This is a genomic window from uncultured Wocania sp. (genome assembly GCF_964021735.1).
GTDB lineage: Bacteria > Bacteroidota > Bacteroidia > Flavobacteriales > Flavobacteriaceae > Wocania_A.
Window position 1 is genome coordinate 12124 of the sequence record NZ_CAXIBN010000014.1, and the last position, 19897, is coordinate 32020.

Sequence of the window (19897 nt, forward strand, 5' to 3'; positions counted from 1 at the left end):
TAAGACTACACTCCTCTTTGTACGTACTAATTATTTAACAAGGTTAACTAACTAATAACAAACAAATTTATGGAAATTAAATTAATTAATCCGGTTTTCTTTTATAGAAGAAGACTATTAACCATTATTATGAGAGTGTTTCTCTTTTTTTGCTGCACCTTAGCATTTAGTTTTGCACCAAACAACGTAATATCACAAAATTCTAAAATTAAAATAAATGTCGATAAGATATTAACTGTAGATGAGATTTTTGATATTATTGATGCACAAACTGATTATAGGTTTATTTATCATGAAAATCTATTTAAAGATTTTCCTAGAATGTACCTTAAAAAGGGGACTATTAGATTAAACAAGTTATTAAAAGAATGCTTACCTAGTGACAACCTTAACATTATCGTCTCAACAAATAACACAATTCTTATAAATAAAAAATCGAAGTACGATAAAAAACTGCAAAAAAAGACCTCAGGTACTGTTACAGATAAGGAAGGTGTTCCTATGGCTGGTGTTACAGTTTTAATTAAAGGGACTAATGATGGGGCAATAACTGACTATGAGGGTAAATATAACCTTGACGTTCCCAGCCCAGAAAACGTATTGATTTTTTCTTTTTTAGGTTATGAAATACAGGAAATAAAAACTGATAATAAAGCTGTTATTAATGTTGTTCTGAACGAACTTGTAACTAGTCTGGATGAAGTTCTGCTCACTGGATATCAAAAAATCTCTGTAAACAAAAGTACAGGAGCTACCAATACCGTTAAAGGGGAAACCATAGAACGAAAAGGAAACTCTAATTTGCTCCAATCCTTAGAAGGTCAGGTTGCTGGATTGGGATTATATTCAGACCCCACAGAAGAAGGATCAACAAAGTTTGATGTTAGAGGGGTTACAAGTATAAATGGTGATTCCAGACCATTAATAGTTGTAGATGGTTTCCCTATGGAAGGAGATATCTCTACCATTAACCCACACGAAATTGAATCTGTTAACATTTTAAAGGATGCAGCTTCAAGTTCAATATATGGTGCAAGAGCAGCTAATGGTGTTATAGTAATTACAACAAAGAAGGGGAAATCAGGAAAACTCAATATAAGCTATAGAAGCGTTTTGACAACCTCACATAAACCAGATTTATCATATCGTTTAAATAGGGTAAGTTCTTCAGATTTAGTAGATATTCAAGAAATGGCGGCATTATCTTCTACTAATGTACATACCTATGAGTATTGGTTAAACACCAATCCTGCCACAGGACGTCGTTTTTTTGCTAATGCATCCAACATAGTCTACGAAACAGTCGCTAGAGTTAATGAGGGGCTTATTACCCAAGAACAGGCCGATGCCATATATGCAAACTTAAAGACCAAAGACAATACCAAACAATTTGAGAAGTATTTTCTTCAATCAAAATTTGAGCAACAGCATAATATTAGCATTAGTGGTGGGGGAGATAGAAATACTTTTCGTACGTCTTTAAATTATACAAAAAATCAATTTGAATGGACGGGAAGCCAATCAGACAGGTTTATTTTTGATCTTATAAACAATTTCAAAATAAATGATAAAACAAGCATCGACATCATTGGAAATGTAACCTTTAACCATTCCAAGAGCACCCCAGTTCCAAATAATTTGGTCTTTGGAGGTGTCAACTCGTATGAAGAAATTATCGACACCAATGGAAATTATTTACCGGTTAGACTTGCAGCTGCAAATTTCGGTACAAATAATGGAGGTGTTTTTGGAGGTAAGGAGCCACTTGAAATAGAAAGGCTCATTGATGCTGGATTATTGGATGAATCATATTATCCCTTAAAAGAATTGGGAGCGTATACAACAGATAATACAGGAATTTCTGTTAGACTTCAGGCTATGCTTAATACCGAGTTTACAAAAAGCCTTAAAGGACAATTTGCCTTTCAGTATGAATCTGGGAATTCAAACAACACAAGATTGTCTTCTAAAAATTCTTTTGAAATGGTTAGCCTAATCAACAATACAACACCTTTAAGCTATACAGGAGACATTAACGAACTTAATGTTCCTTTAGGGGGCAGGATAGTAGAGGCCAATGCCAATAGAAATTCCTATACCTTAAGAGGACAATTGGATTTTAATCAAATTTTTAACGATCATGAAGTTTTGGCAATTATAGGTTCTGAAATAAGAAATGTATTTAATACTCAAACTGTAGTAGATAAATTAGGGTATGACGACAGTACGCTGCTATTTAAAACTATCAACAGAAAAGATTTGGAAGGAACAATAGATAATGTTTACATCCCCACTGGCAGTATAGCTGGCGGTTTGGAATTCAATGATGATTTTATTGAGACAAAAAATAGATATTTTTCTTTATACGGTAATTTTACCTATGGTTTTAAAAACAAATATATTCTTTCGGGTAGCGCACGTATAGATCAATCTAATTTATTTGGAACAGATCCAAAATATAGATATAAACCGTTTTGGTCTTTAGGTGGTAAATGGAGAGCTTCCGAAGAAAGTTTTTTTAATAGCTCATTTATTGATAGATTAGATTTTAGGCTTACTTACGGGGTCAATGGAAATATTTCTAATGAATATGGTCCATTTAACATTGCAAGGGCTTTATATCCTTATAGGTCGGGATATATACAATCCTTGGCCATAGAAACACCAGCAATTCTTGATTTAAGATGGGAGAGAACCGCAACTACAAATTACGGGGTAGATCTGGATATCTTTAAAAATAGAATTGGGATTGGGTTTGACTATTATATTAAAAAGACAGACGATTTAATTGCCAATGGCAAAGCCAATCCAACGCTTGGTTTTTCAAATTTGGTTAGAAACGATGCCAACATTACCAATAAGGGAATTGAGGTGACCTTAAACACAAAAAACATACAAAGTCAAAACTTTAGTTGGTCTACCTTTATAACCTTTAGGCATAATAAAAATAGTGTAACGAAAGCTTTTTCCGATGAACAATATGCCTATTTTGCTGCTGGTCTTCGAAATTATGAAGGCGCTCCCGCAAATACATTTTGGCATTTTGATTGGAACGGTTTAAATGAGGATGGATATGGAACAATTAAAAAAAGCAACGGCAACATTGCTGTACTTGATGGTTCTTTTAGTCCATTGAACAGTGTGGATTTGGAAGATATGATAGATGCCGGTACAACCAATCCTATTTATTCAGGAGCCATTACCAATACATTTAATTATAAAAATCTGGCATTCTCATTTATGTTTATTGGTAATGGAGGCCATGTGCTCTTGAGCGACTCTTACAATGGCGACTTTATTGGTAGAACCCCAACTAACATTAATAGCGATGCTGCCTATGCCTGGAAAGAGGCAGGAGATGAGAACATAACGGATATACCAATTCTAAGTTCATCTAGCTATGGGCCAAGTATAACAAGACGTAGTACAAAGAACATTGTTGATGGGGATTATATAAAGCTAAGGGAAGTAATTTTAACCTATTCTTTAGGGCAAAGTTTACTTAAAGGTAGTATGGTAGATAACATCCTGTTCAACTTAAGGGCAAACAATCTATTCTATGTGGCAAAGAACAAAAAAGGAATCGATCCAGAAGGGCACGGTGTGGGAGCAAGATTTTTCCCTACAGTACCATCTTATACTTTAGGGGTTACTGTTAATTTTTAATTAAAATAAAATTTTAAGACATGAAAAAACATTTTTATTATATAATATTAATTAGTCTGGCTTTTATAAGTTGTGATGATTATTTAGATGTTGATCCTAAAGGGTTGGTTATCCCAAACACGATTGAAGATTTTGATTTATTGTTAAATGGAAGTGAACGTACCATAAACACAACTACTGATGAATATGCGTTGTTTTTAACAGCAGATGATTTTACATCGGAAGAAAGCGATTTGGGAGATTTAGATAATCCAAACAACACTATTCTAAACCTTTATACTTGGGATAAGGATTTATTCAACGATCAAAGCGAACAAAACAGTTGGAACCTCCCTTATAACAATATATACACCTATAATCTGGTTATAGAATCCATAGATGGGGCTTCTCCAGCATTAACTTATACAGAAAATGACAAAAAGACTATAGAAGCAGAAGCTAAAGTTGGTAGGGCTTACGAATATTGGTTGTTGGTAAATACCTTTGCCAAGCAATATTCCGAAGCTACAGCGTCAGAAAGTGAAGGGGTTCCAATAATTACTATTCCAGACCTATCAAAATCAGTCCCAGAAAGAGCGTCCGTAAAGGCCGTTTATGATTTTATTATCAAGGATGTTGAAGAATCCATTCAATACTTGCCAGAACTTGCCAAAAATTCAATCCGTCCTTCTAAAGCTACTGGATATGGAATGTTGGCAAGGTTTTATTTGTCAATGAACAATTATGAAGAGGCCCTAAAAAATGCATCCTTGGCCATTTCAGAAAAAGGAGAAATAGGAGATTACAATGTTGATCTTGTTTCAGGTTATTTATCAGAGCAGTATATTATGCGTCTCTACGGTTATACAAGAGGCTTTGATGCAGGAAAGGTAAGTGATAATTTATTAAACTCTTTTGATGCTAACGACAGTCGCTTTAATCATTTAAGCAGTTGTTCATGGGTTTACGACCCTGCTATTGGATGGCAATATATTTGTGGCGGATCTTATAGAAACGGCTATGCTCACGATGTAAACCATGCTGTTTCTGTACCAGAAATGTATTTAATTAGAGCAGAATGTAATGCGAGATTGACGAATGGAACTATAGAAGACGTGGTTACGGATTTGAATGCTTTACGATCAAAGAGGATCCCTAATTATGTAAACTTGACTTCAGCAGATTTCGCAACCAAGTCTGAAGCACTCACTTTTGTATTGGAAGAAAGAAGACGAGAATTGTTTATGATTGGGATGCGTCTATTTGATTTAAAACGATTGAACCTTGATCCAGCAACTGCTAAAACGGTAACACATACTGTAAACGGAGTAGATTATACCTTAAATCCTGGAGATAATAATTGGGTACTGCCCATACCTAGCCAGGCTTTAAATTTTGCTCAAGGTTGGACACAAAATCCAAGAGATTAAATAAGACACAAATGCTGTTTAAAAAAAGTAAAAATAACTCAGTTATTAATAATTCTAAAACAGATTGAGTAAACCATTTATAGAATATAAAGGAATGAATCCCTCGAGGTTTTACCTCGGGGTTTCCTTCAATTCTAAGTTTAAAAACAATAAACCCTTGTAAACAATAAAATATTGTTATATAAATCAAAATATTATGAGACACATATTAAGCATGCTAATATTGGTTTTTACGTTATCGGCTTATGGCACGGACTGTAAAGTAAAACTTCCCGAGCTTTCCGGAAAATATGAAGGAGATTGCAAAAAGGGCTTGGCCGATGGTAATGGAAAAGCATGGGGTGAAACCGATTATTATGAAGGGGTCTTTAAAAAGGGATTGCCGCACGGATACGGGATTTATAAATGGGGTAACGGAAATTTGTATCAAGGGAACTTTTCAAAAGGTTATATGGATGGAGAAGGCGAACTCATTAGCATTGACCCATCGGGAAAAAAAGTGATTAAAAAAGGTTTTTTTAAAAAAAACGTATATTTAGGAGAGTACAAATATCCGTATAAAATCATATCTCAACAGGGTGTAAAGAACATCAATTTTCAGGAAGTCTCCATAAATCAAAATGAAGTTAGAATCACAATATATTCCAATGGAACTAAAATAACACCACAACTAACCCTGTCCGATATAAACAATACAGTTGTCGAAAACAGAAATGGTGTCGTATTAGTTAATGCTCAATTCCCCTTAAAACGAGTAGATATTTCTTTTCAGGTCGATTCTTTTTCCTATAAGGTAATCTTCGATATTTATAAAAAAGGAAGTTGGGAAGTCATTTTATCATTATAATCTTAAAATTAAATAAAAAGATACACATGAAACAAAAAATAAAAATTGTTATAACAAGCATATTTCTTGCAAGCTTACTTGTTGGATGTAAAAAAGAAAAAGATAGCTTCCAGATAAAAGTTGAGCACTTAAATACAGATAATATAATTGGTAAGTACTTATATGTTAACAAAACTTTGGACTATCATAAAGTGGATTCTGCTTTAATCGAAAAAGATAAAAACATTGTGTTAGAAATAAAAAAGGAATCCAAAGAAGAAATATATCAGCTTGCTATTGAAAAAACAGATATTAAGAACGCTCTTTTTTTTGCTGGCACCCATGATATTCAAATAAGTTTAAAAAACAATGAAGATGATGCAATAATGAGTGCTGTAGTAAACAGTGGGGGAAAAGAACAACTTTTATATAATGAATACCTGAACGGACAAAAGGAATTACTAGACAATGAAAAAAAAATAAACAAAGAGTGGTCAAATTTAGTAAGCGAAAACAAGCATATGGTGCCTGAAAACAGAAGGCCTTTGGACTCGCTGTTCAACCTAAATTTAAATCAAAAGAGAAAATATTATAAAGATTATGTGTCCAATCACACCAACGGGACCGCTCTATATGTTTTAAACTCATCATTACGTTTTAGTTATGACCCAGATAAGCTTGACAGCATTTTAAATGCCTATCCAGATTCCTATAAGGAAACATCCTTATTTAAAAATCTGCACGAGAGGGCTGAAATCATGAAAAATGTTCAAATTGGTGCTATTGCCCCAGATTTCACCATGCCAGATGTCGATGGCAATCCAATAGCACTATCTTCCTTTAGGGGAAAATATATACTCTTGGACTTTTGGGCCTCTTGGTGCGGGCCGTGCAGGGCAGAAAACCCTCATGTTGTTAAAGCATATAATACATATAAAGACAAAGGATTTGAAGTTTTAGGGGTGTCCTATGACTTTCCTGGAGCAAGGGAAAAATGGCTTAAAGCTATTGAGGATGATAAATTACCATGGACGCAGGTCTCTAATTTATTGGGATGGAAAGACCCAACCTCTAAACTATATAATATTAGTGGGATTCCTTCTCCCTTTTTACTAGACCCAGAGGGCAGGATTATTGCCAAAGGGTATGAAATTCGTGGTGAAGATTTGATGAAAAAACTATCGGAAATATATGGGGATGAGGCAACTGTTAATTAAGCCCATATTGGTATTATTGCTAAGATGAGGCACTTTTTTAAAGGCATGCTGGATGTTTCTGAGCAAAAAAAGTCAACACGGGGTTTTATTGACCCAAACAATTATATTTATAACACGTACTTAAAATGAAAAAAACAATATATCTGCTGGCACTGGTAATTTTTAGTATTTGCTGCAAAGAAGCTCCAGTTAAAGAAAATAAAAAAGTAATTCTAAAGGGAGCAATAACCAATTATGAGCAAGACACACTATATATGAAGAATGTGTCCTCTCAATTCCTTTTTTTTAAAGAGATAATTCATCCTATTGTATTAAGCGAAAACAAATATTTTAATTACACATTCGAGCTAGAAAAACCAACTTATTTTCAAATAGGCAGAACTTTTTTATACCTATCCCCAGGCGATAGCTTAATAACAGATTTAGATACTAGAGACCGTGCTTTTGCTTCTTTTAAAGGAATAGGGGCGGAAGCGAATAACTATTTAAGAAACTTGCCCTACCCTAAAGCAGGCTCTTTTTGGGGAGGTAATGATATTGCTTCAAAGATAGAAACTTACCAAGAGATGCCCAGTGCTTTTAAAAATTTTTTAGATAACCGCATGGAAGAACTCGATAGTCTTAGCCATGTTTCGGAAGATTTTAAAGATTTGGAAAAAGCACGTATTAAATTTGATTATGTTAACTCATTACAGAATTTATATTATTTATACTATAAAAAATTGGGGAAAGGTGAAATGACTAACGAAGACTTCTTCGCAAAGACCAAAGAAGCAAATAACTATTTTATACCTTATATAAAACCGTACTTAAGCGACTTTAATAATACTAATTACCTGCAACTGGAAGTATTTCAATCTATACTATATTCTTTAAAAGATGAGGAGTTTAGACGTAATCATGAGCTTCCTGAATTGGATAATAATTTACAGGACTATCTCATAACAGCCGATTTGGTGAATGGTTTAAGATTTAAAGGATATTCAAATGAATTGGGAGATAAATTGAAAGCTGGTGTACAAAAAGTAGCGAACCCAGACTATGCTACTGTGTTAAAAGAACTTGAAAAAGAGTATGCATTAATTACTAAAGGCAATCCTGCATCAGATCTTACTTTTACAAAACTGGATGGTAGTTCGGTTAAATTAAGTGATTATAAGGGAAAAGTGATTGTATTGGATTTATGGGCAACGTGGTGTGGCCCTTGTATGCAGGAGAAACCATTTTTTGAAGCTCTTGAAAAAACATACCAAGGAAATGATAATGTTGAACTTATTTCCCTTTCCATCGATACTGAAAACGTTTGGCGAGACTATTTTAAAAAAAATGAAGCCGTTGGAAACCAATTACAAATAAACAGAAGCCAACTTACCAATTATAAAGTTGCTGGCATACCAAGGTTTTTTGTAATTGACAAGAGTTTTAATATTGTAGATGTTTTTGCTCCATTACCTTCTTCTGGGGATCTAGAAAAGCTAATTAATCAGTATCTATAATGTTTAAACACTTTTTAATATTAAACAGCTTACTTTCTAATTAGTATAAGCATTAATCTTTATATTGTTACTTTATCTTATTTGAGTTAGTCGCTACATAAAGAAGCAGGAAGATTTAAATGGGTTATTGCAAAAGAAAATAAAACTACAGGAAATTTAAATATAGAAAATGAATAAATTTTACTTAATTTAGAGTTTAAGGATAAAACCTTTTCTGGAACTGGACTTTCAACAAAAAGTCGGACAAATTTTCTAAGACCTATTCCACATATTTAACTTGATAAAATTCTTGTTCAATTTTATAAGGAGTTTTATATCCTAAAAAAGAGTGTAATTGTTCTATATTTTGTCATATTTCTAAATTGGAAGAGATAAAATAATTACACAAGTTTAAGCCTACAGTCTAATTTGAACTTTTTAGGTTGTGAATAAAGAGCTCTCCAATTTCAAAATTAAATTTGTATGTCCTTGGTTAAATTCAGTGTTTTAATTACTTTGGTAGTTTGTTTTAAGTTGTAAAACTTAAAACATTGAATTGTCTTAAAAACTTAAATACATTACATTTTTATATATTTGTTGGAGTTCTAGATAAATTCTTTTTAAATCTTAAAATAGAAAAACCATATTTTCAACTGTCCCTTAATTATTTATAATGACAAAATATAATTCTCCAGCTTTAGACAAGGGATTAGATATCATAGAATATCTTTCTAAACAGGCCATTGATCAATCACAAACTGAAATAGCTTTAGGGGTTAATAAGAAACAAAATGAAATTTATAGGATGTTGGTGTGTTTGGAGGAAAGAGGATATATAGTAAAAAACCAAGTTTCGGGAAAGTACAAACTATCCTTAAAATTGTATTATTTATCACATAGACACCCTCCTTTATATTCGTTAAGAATTGCTGCATTATATCCAATGCAGGAATTGGCAGCTTTTACCAAACAATCGTGTCATTTATCTATTCTAAATCATGGAGAGTTTGTAATTATTTCGCAATGTTCTAGTCCAGGACCTGTGTCGCTTTCTGTTGAAGTAGGTAGTAGATTTCCTTTATATGCATCGACTTCAGGATATATAATCTTATCCCAATTAAATGAAGAAGAGCAATTACTATATTTAAATAAAGAATCCAGATTTATTGATTTAACAGAAAAAGAAAAATCCCAATACTTTGAGAAAATAAATTTAATTAAAGATAAAGGGTATCTTATAAATGAAAGCCAAAATACCAAGGGTGTTATAGATGTTGGCGTACCAATTTATATTCCCGAAATAAATATTAACGGGGTTTTAGCAGTAACAATACTTTCTGGACAATTACAAGAATTACTTGACTCAGATAAAATTATTAATAAATTATTGGAAACTGTAACAAGTATTTATAAGAATTTGGGTATTAACACTTAACCTAGGAAATATTTTTTTTAAATAAATAAAATATGAAGTTTGGAGAATGGTTACAGGGTCTGTAAACAGGCTAATAAAAATAATATTTTTACATAATTGTAATTTTCTCTAAAAAACGAATATGCTCTTTTTATTTGAGTCTTTACACTATTTATAGATATATTATTGTCTTCTGCTATATCAGAATATTTATGACCATAAATAACAGATGAAATGAGTATATTTCGCCTCTTTTCAGGGAGTAAATCAAGAAAATAAATCATTTTAGAATTGAAACTAAGACTGGGACTGTGAACGCCTGTGTTCTTTTCTAACGTATTAATTTTTAGTTGTTCTATAATAAGCTTTTCTTTTTTCTTTTTTCGCACATGAATCACGCTCAGATTTTTTATGGCTTTAGCTGAGTAAGTTTTAAAAGACTTGTTTAAAACAAGCAAATCTTTTCGTTGCCAAAGTTGTAAGAAAAATTCTTGTACTATATCTTTTGCTGCATCCTTATCCTTAACTACTTTATAAGATAAAAGTAAAAGATAAGTGTAATTATCTTTATAATACTTTTCTATGATTACATCTTTGTTAGTCATTTTGTTTGTAGCAAATTATTCAAATATAAAAAAAATATTTAAATATAATTATAAAACATAATATTTCTTGAAATCTTGAAAAACCAATTTTAAAAAAAAACATAAAAAGTGTCACCCTTTTTTTTTAAAATCTCAACTATATATGTAATGATGTTAGATTGTTATTTAGTGATAATACAGTTTAATTGGTGTATAAGATAAAAAGTTAATGAATACAGATGTGATAAAAACCATATTGAAATCTTTTAATGATTCAAAGAGAATAAATAAGGAATTATTTGGAAGCTTATCAATAGATGAACAGAATTTAATAAAAGAGATTATAGATGATGGTACGGTACAAGATGTTCTAGTTCTTTTAAACTCTATCGATAAAGAAGAAGAATGGGGCAAGCTTAGAAAGAAAATAGCTTTTCAGAAACGAAAAGGTAAATTTAATATAACTATTTTAAAGTACGCAGCAGTTTTTATTGGCGTGTTTTTATCTGTTCATTTTTTGTTCAATGATTTTTCTGTTAATAAACAAGAGCCCAAAATGCAAAAAGTGGCTTTTGATTTAGCAAACGATAATTCAATTAAATTGATTTCATCAGAAGGAGTTAATATTATAGAACAAGATAAAAGTAAAGAATGGCTTTCTTCCCAAGGCAGTGTTTTGGGTATTCAGAAAAAAAATAAGTTAAGCTATAAAATTGACTCTAAAATTGATGAGTTGGTTTATAATGAATTATATGTTCCTTTTGGTAACAAAATTTTTAATTTAGAGTTGTCAGACGGTACATTGGTTTATTTAAATGCAGGGACAAAAGTTAAATATCCAGTAAAGTTTTTACCTGGGCGTAAACGTGAAGTTCTAATTTTAGAAGGAGAAGCATTTTTTAAAGTGACTAAGGATACCAAACATCCATTTGTTGTTAAATCTAACAATATGGAAGTTCAGGTTTTGGGAACTGAGTTTAATATGTCTTCTTACCCTGAGGAAGATGAAGAACATACCGTTTTAGTTGAAGGAAAAGTTCAAATATCATTTAATAGTGCCAAAAACAAAAGCTACACTTTAAACCCTGGATATAAAGGCTCATGGAATAAACAGGATGGTGAGGCCACTAAAAGCTCTGTAGATGTAAAACTGTATACTTCATGGATTAAAGGTGATCTTCTTTTTAGGGACGCACCTTTTATTTATATGGTAAAGAAATTAGAACGCAGATATAATGTTTCAATAAACGTAAATAACGATGTGTTAAAAGAGAAACGTTTTAATGCTTCCTTTAACGTAGAGAAGGAAAGTATTGAAGTTATACTATCAGCAATTAGTAAGATATATCCATTTTCGTTTGAAAAAGTAGATAACAAAATAATAATTAATTAAAATCGATGCCAATGAATTAAAAAAGTACCTAAGAATGAGGAAAAAACGAAAAGTGGGTTCAGCACTTTCCGTTTTTATAAAGTGAATTAAATAACTAACTAAATTATTAAATCCAAAACAAAATTATGAAAAAAAAGTTCATAACTAGGGTATGTACACGTTTACTTCCCAAAATTGATTTAAAAATGAAATTAACAACTTTACTTTTAATAATTTCACTATTTAAAGTTGAAGCGAACACATACTCTCAAGTCACTAAAATTTCATTGGAACTTGAAAATGTAAGCTTGGAAGAAGCATTTAAACAAATAGAATCTATTTCCGAATTTCGTTTTGTTTATGAGTCTAATCTATTAGACTTGAATCGCTTGGTCACATTAAACTTTAAAAACAAAAAAATAGCTCGTATTTTGAGCTCTTTATTTAAAGACTCAGATATTAATTATGAGTTATATGATAGGTTGATTTTATTAACAAAAAAAGCTGTTAATAATGTTGAACCCACTAAAGATATCGTTCAATATCAGATTACAGGAACCATTACCGATACAGGTGGTGTTCCTTTGCCAGGAGCTACTATACTTGAGAAGGGAACCAATAACGGTACCCAATCTGATTTTGATGGAAAGTTCGCCTTGAACGTTTCGTCTGGCACTGCTGTTATTGTTGTTTCTTACATCGGTTTTGCATCTAAGGAGGTTGCTCTAAACAACGAATCTAATATAACTGTAGCTTTACAAGAATCAGCATCCGAGTTGGATGAAGTAGTGGTTGTTGGATATGGCACACAAAAGAAAATAAACTTAACAGGAGCCGTAGAGTCGGTGGAATTAGAAAGTATTGAAAGTAGACCTCTTACTAACACGAGTGCAGCATTACAGGGACTTGTTGCAGGTGCATTTATTTCACAAACTTCAGGGCAGCCTGGAAGTGATGATGCAAAAATTTTAATTAGAGGGGTAAGTACTTTTGGTAATAGTGATCCCCTAATAATTATTGATGGTATGATAGGGTCTCTAGATGATGTTAATCCTAACGATTTGGAATCTGTTTCGGTATTAAAGGACGCAGCTTCATCAGCTATTTATGGTAACCGTGCTGCCAATGGGGTAATTGTTATTACGACCAAGAAAGGAAAAACAGGACAAATGAAAGTGAATTATAAAGGTTACTATGGAGTTCAAGAGGTTACCGAAATACCAAAACTGTTAAAAGGAGTAGAGTATTTAGAGCTTAGAGCTCAAGCTCAAGCGAATTCTAATGGAGGAATATTTCCATCATGGTATACCGATGAATATATGAATTTATTCAGGAATAATGTAGATCCAATATTATATCCTACAGATTATGACTGGGTTTCTGATGTGTTTCAGACAGCTACCATTATAGATAACCATATTAATATATCTGGTGGATCAGAGGCCTTTCAATACTCTGCAGCCATCGGTTATTTAGACCAAGATGGTATAGCTGATGGTAGCAAAACTAAAAAACTAACTTTTAGAACAAATTTTACATCAAGTTTTTTAGATAATAGATTGAAGGTCGATTTGAATTTCTCGGGATATGACCAACGTACAGGAGATTTACCTGATGGAGGAATCGATTCTGCTATGTATTTTATCTATGTAGCTCCTTCCACGTCTAGACGATATTTACCAGGTGTAGGTTATAATGCATATGGAGATAAATGGGCAAAAGCTGCAATAGGAGGTTATACGAATACGAATACATCTCCTATTAATGTAAGAATGGCTGCAACATTAAATATAATGGAAGGGCTTAGTGCCAAAGCTTCCTATAATTTGTACAGAACATCAAGATTGTTTGAATCATGGAATCCTTCAGTTACACTTTTTGGATTTCTGCCAAATGGAGAGTTAAACCCACAAACTCCTACTGTATCAAGTTTGCTTACTCAAAATGAAACATCTTTAACTAGATTATTCAATGCACAATTAAACTATTCCAAAGAGTTGGTTAAGGACCTTAATATGGATGTAATGGTTGCTTATGAAGCCAGAGATTACGTATATGACTGGAAATCGGCTAGTAGAGAAAATTTTTCGGCTAATCTTCCAAACTTAAGTGTTGGAGATGCTAGTACACAAAAGAATAGTGGAAGGGCATATGATGGCGCTTGGTTGTCTTATTTTGGAAGATTTGGGCTTAATTTCAAGGACAAATATTTAATTGAAGGTGTTTTAAGAAGAGATGGAAGTTCAAGATTTTTAGACAAGTGGGGGTCTTTCCCATCTGCATCTATTGGTTGGAGAATTTCAGAAGAGCCCTTTATCAAGGAAAGTAATGGTCTATTCAATAATTTAAAACTAAGAGTGTCATGGGGTAAACTTGGAAATGAAAGTATAGGGCAATATTATGCCGCCTCGGATGAACTTAGTTTAAATATTTCGCACAATTTTAACAATACATTATATCCAGCTGGTGCTGTAACTAAACTTGCTAATAGAGGAACCACTTGGGAAACCTCGGAGCAATTAAATTTTGGTCTTGATTTCGGGATTCTTAAAAATAAAATTAGTGGTACTATTGAATATTTTGTTAAGAAGAATTCAGATATCTTGATGCAACTTCCTCTGTCAAGCACATTAGGGCTATCAACACTGCCATTTCAAAATGCTGCAGCAATGGAGAATAAAGGATTAGAAGTTTTAATAAACTATAAGGGGCAAATTAAGGATGTTAAAATCAATGCCAATATTACTGCTTCGCATACAACAAATAAAATTACTGATTTAGCAGGACAAGACCCTATTATTTTTGGTGATTTGATATGGAAGGAAGGAGAAGCATTTAATTCATTTTTCGCCTATAAAACAGAAGGCTTATATCAATCTCAGGCTGATATTGATAGTCATTTATCTTCAACCTCAGGCAATGCGTATGCAGGTTTGGTTGCTCAACCTGGTGATATAAAATTTACCGATATTAATGAAGATGGTGTAATAAATGCTGATGATAAAACATTGATTGGAAAACCTTATCCAGATTGGATATACTCTGCAAATCTTGGATTTGAATGGAAAAGCTTTGACCTGAACTTATTCTTTCAAGGAGTTTCAGGGGTTAATTCCTTAAATCAAGGTATGGTGACTGCTCCATTTCACGGAGGTTCTGCAGGAACAGGTGAATGGTATCGAAATGCATGGACTCCAGAAAATCCAAATACCAACGTGCAAAGATTATATAGTGAACCTAATAGATTCGATATTGTATCTGATTATTATTTGGAAGACGCCTCTTATTTAAGGTTAAAGAATATAACCGTAGGTTATAAAATACCCAAAAAAATATTAGACGTATTGTCCTTATCTCATGCTAGAGTTTATGGTAATATACAGAATGCATTTACATGGACAAAAATGCGTTACGGATTTGACCCAGAAAAGCCAAGTACTACTACCAATACTTTGCAGCACCCACAATCAAGGATTTATTCAATAGGATTAAACTTAAATTTTTAAGCTATGAAATTAAAAAATAAAATTACAACTATCATATTAACATCCCTGTTAATATTTTCATGTAGTGACTATTTGGAAACTTCTCCAAAAGATTTTGCTACTCCAAATGCCTATATAGAATCTGAGGCAACAGCGGAAATCATGTTAAATGGTGTATATAAAAAATTAGATTATTTTGAAACAGACGCATCATATGCTAAAGTACAATCTTTCTATTTGGACGTGATGTCGGACAATGCCTTTAACCGTTCGCCCTGGGAAGGCGCTACCGATTTTGCAAGAGGAACGGTAACCGCAGAAGCAACTAGAGTAGCATGGAAATGGGATAGAAACTATTTAGGGATTGCTAGAGCCAATTCGTTTTTAGACGCCATGGAAAGCCCTAATTTTACTTCAGATAATATTCCTCGATATACCGCCGAAGCAAAATTTTTAAGAGCCTGGTATTATGCTGATTTGATTAACTTTTTTGGAAATGTACCGTTAATTATTGTTACAGCCGATTTAGAGAACGGACAGCCTGAAAACACACCAAAAGCGGAAACAGTTGCTCAAATTATAAAAGATTTAAACGAAGCTATTCCGGAACTTCCTTTAAAGTATTCAGATGCTAAAAATATAGGTCGGATAACAAAAGGAGCTGCACTGGCACTTAAATCACGAGTGTTGTTATATAACGAAATGTGGGCTGAAGCGGCTGATGCAGCAAAAGAGTGTATGGATCTAGGTGTGTATAGCCTGTTCCCCGATTATGAAGGCCTGTTTTTAGAAGAAAATGAAAGTGCCGTAACAAATTCTGAAGCCATATTGGAGGTTTTTTACACGCCACAAACCAACCCTTCATTTTTTCAGATGCCACTTATGGAATGGTGGCCATCTTATCTGCCCACATTACAATTAGCAGAATCTTATTACATGGCTAATGGTCTTCCAATTACTGATCCAAGTTCTGGTTATGATCCTGACAATCCTTATATGAATCGTGATCCACGATTATCCATGTCTATTTATTATCCAGGAGCACCCTGGACCATCGAATTTTGGGGAAGAATAGGTGGTAGATTTGAAGAAAACTGGATTTTGGGAGGTTCAGGTTTTAAGCCTAAAAAATGGATAAATGATGGTAAGCAAATGGATAGAAATAACGGAGAAGGAAACAATAAACTGTTTATTCGTTATGCCGAAGTATTGTTAAATTATGCTGAGGCTAAAAATGAGGCCTCTGGTCCAGATGCTACGGTATATGCAGCTATTGATGAATTACGAAACAGAGTAGGAATGACCACATTAAGTGCTGCAATGCCTGCTTTAAGCCAGTCTGAAATGAGGGAAGTAATTAGAAATGAACGTAGGATTGAGTTAGTTTTTGAAGGCCATAGACTAAGTGATATTCGTCGTTGGAGAATAATGGAAGACGTAATGGTCGATGCTTTGGGGTATGATCCCGAATATTTAGGGAATATGGCTTATCCTGGTGATGGTATGGGAACAACCGAAGATTGGCAATATGTCCCTAGGGTAATCGATTTTAGGTCGTTTAATCCGCAAAGAGATTATTTGTGGCCAATACCTCAAAGTGAGATAAATTCAAACCCCAATATTGATCAAAACCCTTTTTACAATTAGAAATATTTCATGATTAATTGGACTTTATTGTTCAACTTAAATGAGATATAATAACTAACTAATCAGAAAGACAAATGAAAAAAATATATATAAATAAAATTCTACCTCTTTTGGCTCTTACACTAATTGCCATTATAGGGTGTAGTGATGAGGATTTTAATGGAGATGATAGACTGGAAGGTAAATCAGAACTTTATGTTTATCATGTTAATCCAAAAACAGGCCTTGAATATACAAATGCTGAACTTGTAGAATTAGAATATGATCCAAGGCATTATGAATCTTACTCAGAAAGCCAACCTATAGAATTGGCTGTGATTACACAATCAATACCACAAAAAATAGAAGTAGTTTCAGGAGCAGATAATTCAGTGCTTATGGAAATTAATAATTTTTCAGAAATTGAAGGAGGCTATAAATCTAGTTTTTTTACTACTGATGTTACTCAATTGGGTTTAGAGGAGTTTGAAAAAGTAGTCATAGTTTTTAATGTTACTTATGCTGATTCTGGTCAGTCTGGTTTCAAAAATCCATCTATGGGCAAAACGTCTATAGTTATCCAAAGGCTTGAAGGAAGGGAACCTTCCGTTCCAGGTGATGAATTCGTTTTCTTAGTAAGAAAAAACCAAAAAACATTAAGAATTAATACGGCAGATGCTGTTACATCAAAAGTTAAAGATCCTTATGTTGGTAGTATACTGGAATTTGATGGCGTGGACGATCAAGTTGAAATCAATGATAGTAATTTAGGTTTTAGAGGCACTGGAAATTTCTCAGTAGGAATTTGGGTAAATACCACAGCAACCAATAGTGATCCATCAATTATTGGTGATAAGGATTGGAATGGAGGGTCAAACAAGGGATTTGTGTTTGCATATTTAGGGAGTAATTGGAAGCTAAATATAGGAGATGGTTCAAATCGTGCAGACCTTAATGGAACAGCTATTAATGATGGTGAATGGCATTATTTAATGGCTACTATCGATAGAGCTGGAGATGTAACTATTTACCAAGATGGTGTAGCAATAACAAGTGCAGATATTTCTGCTTTGAATGGTGCAGATATGTCAAGTGGAATGCCTGTAAGAATAGGTCAGGATGGTACAGGAAGTTATGGTAGTTGGTATAATGGTATGGTAGGAGATGTAACTTTCTATGACTACGCACTTACCGATTCAGAGGCAGTAATGGCTGCTACACAATATAGTGGAGCGATATTAAAAACCCAATCAGGTGTTACAAAAAATATTTCTGTCACCAATAATGGAGCTGTAACTACAAGTGAATCTGGACGTTTTACTTATGAATTTGATGGGTCTAATTATGCAAGTTTAGATATGGATTCAGATTTAGATTTTAGGTATGATGGTGACTTTACTATCTCTACATGGATTAATACTACCGCTACTAATAGTGACCCTGGTTTCTTATCTGATAAGGATTGGAATGGAGGATCAAACAAGGGATTTGTTTTGGCTTTCCTTGGAAGTAACTGGAAATTAAATGCAGGAGATGGATCTAACCGTATAGATGTCAGTGGAGATGTAGTTAATGATGGTGATTGGCATATGTTAACAATTACATTTGATAGAAGTGGAAACTGTTCAGTCTATCAGGATGCCCAATTCTTTGCAAGTGTTGATATGTCTGGCATTGGTGACATGAATAGTGGCCTACCTATTAGGATTGGTCAAGATGGCACTGGAACATACGGTGTTCCATTTACAGGTAAAGTAGCTAATACAATGATATTTGATTATGTTCTTACTCCAGAGGAAGTAGAAGATTTATATTAAATATATTATTATAAATAAAAACATTAAGTATATGAAAAATTTCACTATAAATATTTTTAAAGCAGTACTGTTAACAATGGTAATTACCTTTTGTTTAAACAGTTGTTCTACTGATGCAGAAGCACCTAAATTGGCTGTTCCAAGTTTTCAAATAGATGAAAATGACAATCCAATTATTGGAGAAAGTTTTGCTAAGTTATCTACTAGAGTATGGCTAGATGGAGGAGCGTCCATCGAAGAGGTTGGTGTATGTTGGACAATCAAGAAGACTTCTGATGAAGATGAAGTACAATTTCCTGAAAAAGATGCTAATGAGACATCTATAGGAACGTTTAATAAAAATATTGCCTATGCTGAAATAGGAGCATTAACCGTTCTAGATACTGTTTATTATGCACGATTTTACGCCATTAATCGTGAAGGTGTAATAGGTTACAGTTATCCTTTTAAGTTTAGTAACAATTTAGAGGACTACGATTTTAATTAAAATTTGATGCTTATTTACGAAAAGCCCACTTATGGTGGGCTTTTTTTTACTGACAAATAGACTGTACAACTTAATTCTGATTTTATGTTAATCTCCATTAGTTTTCAATTAATAAAATAAAAGTTCATTTGTTTATATTTTCTTGTTTTTAATGGTTAGATGCAATTCTCCAATGATTATCGGTTGGTATCAACCTCTTTGTAATGACGCATTTCATAAAAAAAGTGGTTTGTTATAATTTATTATTGAATAAATCATTTATATATAAATATTTTGTATTTTAATCCGCTATAAAAATGCCTGTTAAAGTAAATTCTAATCACATAAACAAAAATTCCATGAAATTTAATCAAATAGCATATCTATTAGTGTTTGTATTGGTATTATCATCCTGTGCCCAAAAAAAGAAAGAGTTGTCCATTACATTTGGCGACCATGATTTAGTATCTACCACATTGGCAAAAAGCTGGGATGAGGGCATCCCATTAGGCAATGGTATTATAGGGGCACTAATTTGGG

General features: G+C 33.0%; 13 protein-coding genes. 12 read left to right on the forward strand and 1 reads right to left on the reverse strand.

All coding sequences use genetic code 11. From position 1 onward, the window contains the following. The first annotated feature begins 69 nt into the window (after positions 1-69). The 6 genes from AADI82_RS02495 to AADI82_RS02520 all read left to right on the forward strand — a co-directional run bounded on the left by AADI82_RS02495 (position 70) and on the right by AADI82_RS02520 (position 10028). Entirely contained in the window at positions 70-3666 is a 3597-nt protein-coding gene (locus AADI82_RS02495; RefSeq protein WP_341214891.1) for a SusC/RagA family TonB-linked outer membrane protein, read from the forward strand. Positions 3667-3686: 20 nt separating this feature from the next. Continuing rightward, positions 3687-5075: a RagB/SusD family nutrient uptake outer membrane protein gene (locus AADI82_RS02500; RefSeq protein WP_341214892.1), complete on the forward strand. Its 1389-nt coding sequence runs from the start codon at positions 3687-3689 to the stop codon at positions 5073-5075. Positions 5076-5271: 196 nt separating this feature from the next. Continuing rightward, a complete protein-coding gene (locus AADI82_RS02505) occupies positions 5272-5922 on the forward strand; it encodes a hypothetical protein (protein WP_341214893.1) in 651 nt (216 codons plus the stop codon). 26 nt (positions 5923-5948) lie between these two features. Beyond that, positions 5949-7118, forward strand: coding sequence for a TlpA disulfide reductase family protein (locus AADI82_RS02510; RefSeq protein WP_341214894.1), 1170 nt, complete (start codon positions 5949-5951; stop codon positions 7116-7118). Positions 7119-7243: 125 nt separating this feature from the next. Further along, positions 7244-8614, forward strand: a complete 1371-nt coding sequence (locus tag AADI82_RS02515; RefSeq protein WP_341214895.1) for a TlpA disulfide reductase family protein — start codon at positions 7244-7246, stop codon at positions 8612-8614. 652 nt (positions 8615-9266) lie between these two features. Then, entirely contained in the window at positions 9267-10028 is a 762-nt protein-coding gene (locus AADI82_RS02520) for an IclR family transcriptional regulator (protein WP_341214896.1), read from the forward strand. Between the two features lie 50 nt (positions 10029-10078). Here AADI82_RS02520 and AADI82_RS02525 read toward each other — a convergent pair whose 3' ends face one another. Then, entirely contained in the window at positions 10079-10612 is a 534-nt protein-coding gene (locus AADI82_RS02525) for a sigma-70 family RNA polymerase sigma factor (RefSeq protein ID WP_341214897.1), read from the reverse strand. A gap of 208 nt (positions 10613-10820) precedes the next feature. Between AADI82_RS02525 and AADI82_RS02530 the strand changes: the two genes are divergently transcribed. The 6 genes from AADI82_RS02530 to AADI82_RS02555 all read left to right on the forward strand — a co-directional run. Then, the gene (locus tag AADI82_RS02530) at positions 10821-11984 is read left to right on the forward strand and encodes a FecR domain-containing protein (RefSeq protein WP_341214898.1); all 1164 of its coding nucleotides are present in this window, start codon (positions 10821-10823) and stop codon (positions 11982-11984) included. Positions 11985-12169: 185 nt separating this feature from the next. Further along, complete coding sequence (locus tag AADI82_RS02535) at positions 12170-15469, forward strand: TonB-dependent receptor (RefSeq protein ID WP_341214899.1); 3300 nt, start codon at positions 12170-12172, stop codon at positions 15467-15469. A 3-nt stretch (positions 15470-15472) separates the two neighbouring features. Beyond that, positions 15473-17095, forward strand: a complete 1623-nt coding sequence (locus tag AADI82_RS02540) for a RagB/SusD family nutrient uptake outer membrane protein (RefSeq protein ID WP_341214900.1) — start codon at positions 15473-15475, stop codon at positions 17093-17095. A 74-nt stretch (positions 17096-17169) separates the two neighbouring features. Further along, complete coding sequence (locus AADI82_RS02545; protein WP_341214901.1) at positions 17170-18891, forward strand: LamG domain-containing protein; 1722 nt, start codon at positions 17170-17172, stop codon at positions 18889-18891. 31 nt (positions 18892-18922) lie between these two features. Further along, positions 18923-19378 carry a hypothetical protein gene (locus AADI82_RS02550; RefSeq protein WP_341214902.1) on the forward strand — a complete coding sequence of 152 codons (456 nt, stop codon included), beginning with the start codon at positions 18923-18925 and terminating at the stop codon, positions 19376-19378. A 338-nt stretch (positions 19379-19716) separates the two neighbouring features. After that, positions 19717-19897 (forward strand): hypothetical protein (locus tag AADI82_RS02555; RefSeq protein ID WP_341214903.1); only part of this gene is annotated, 181 nt, incomplete at its 3' end.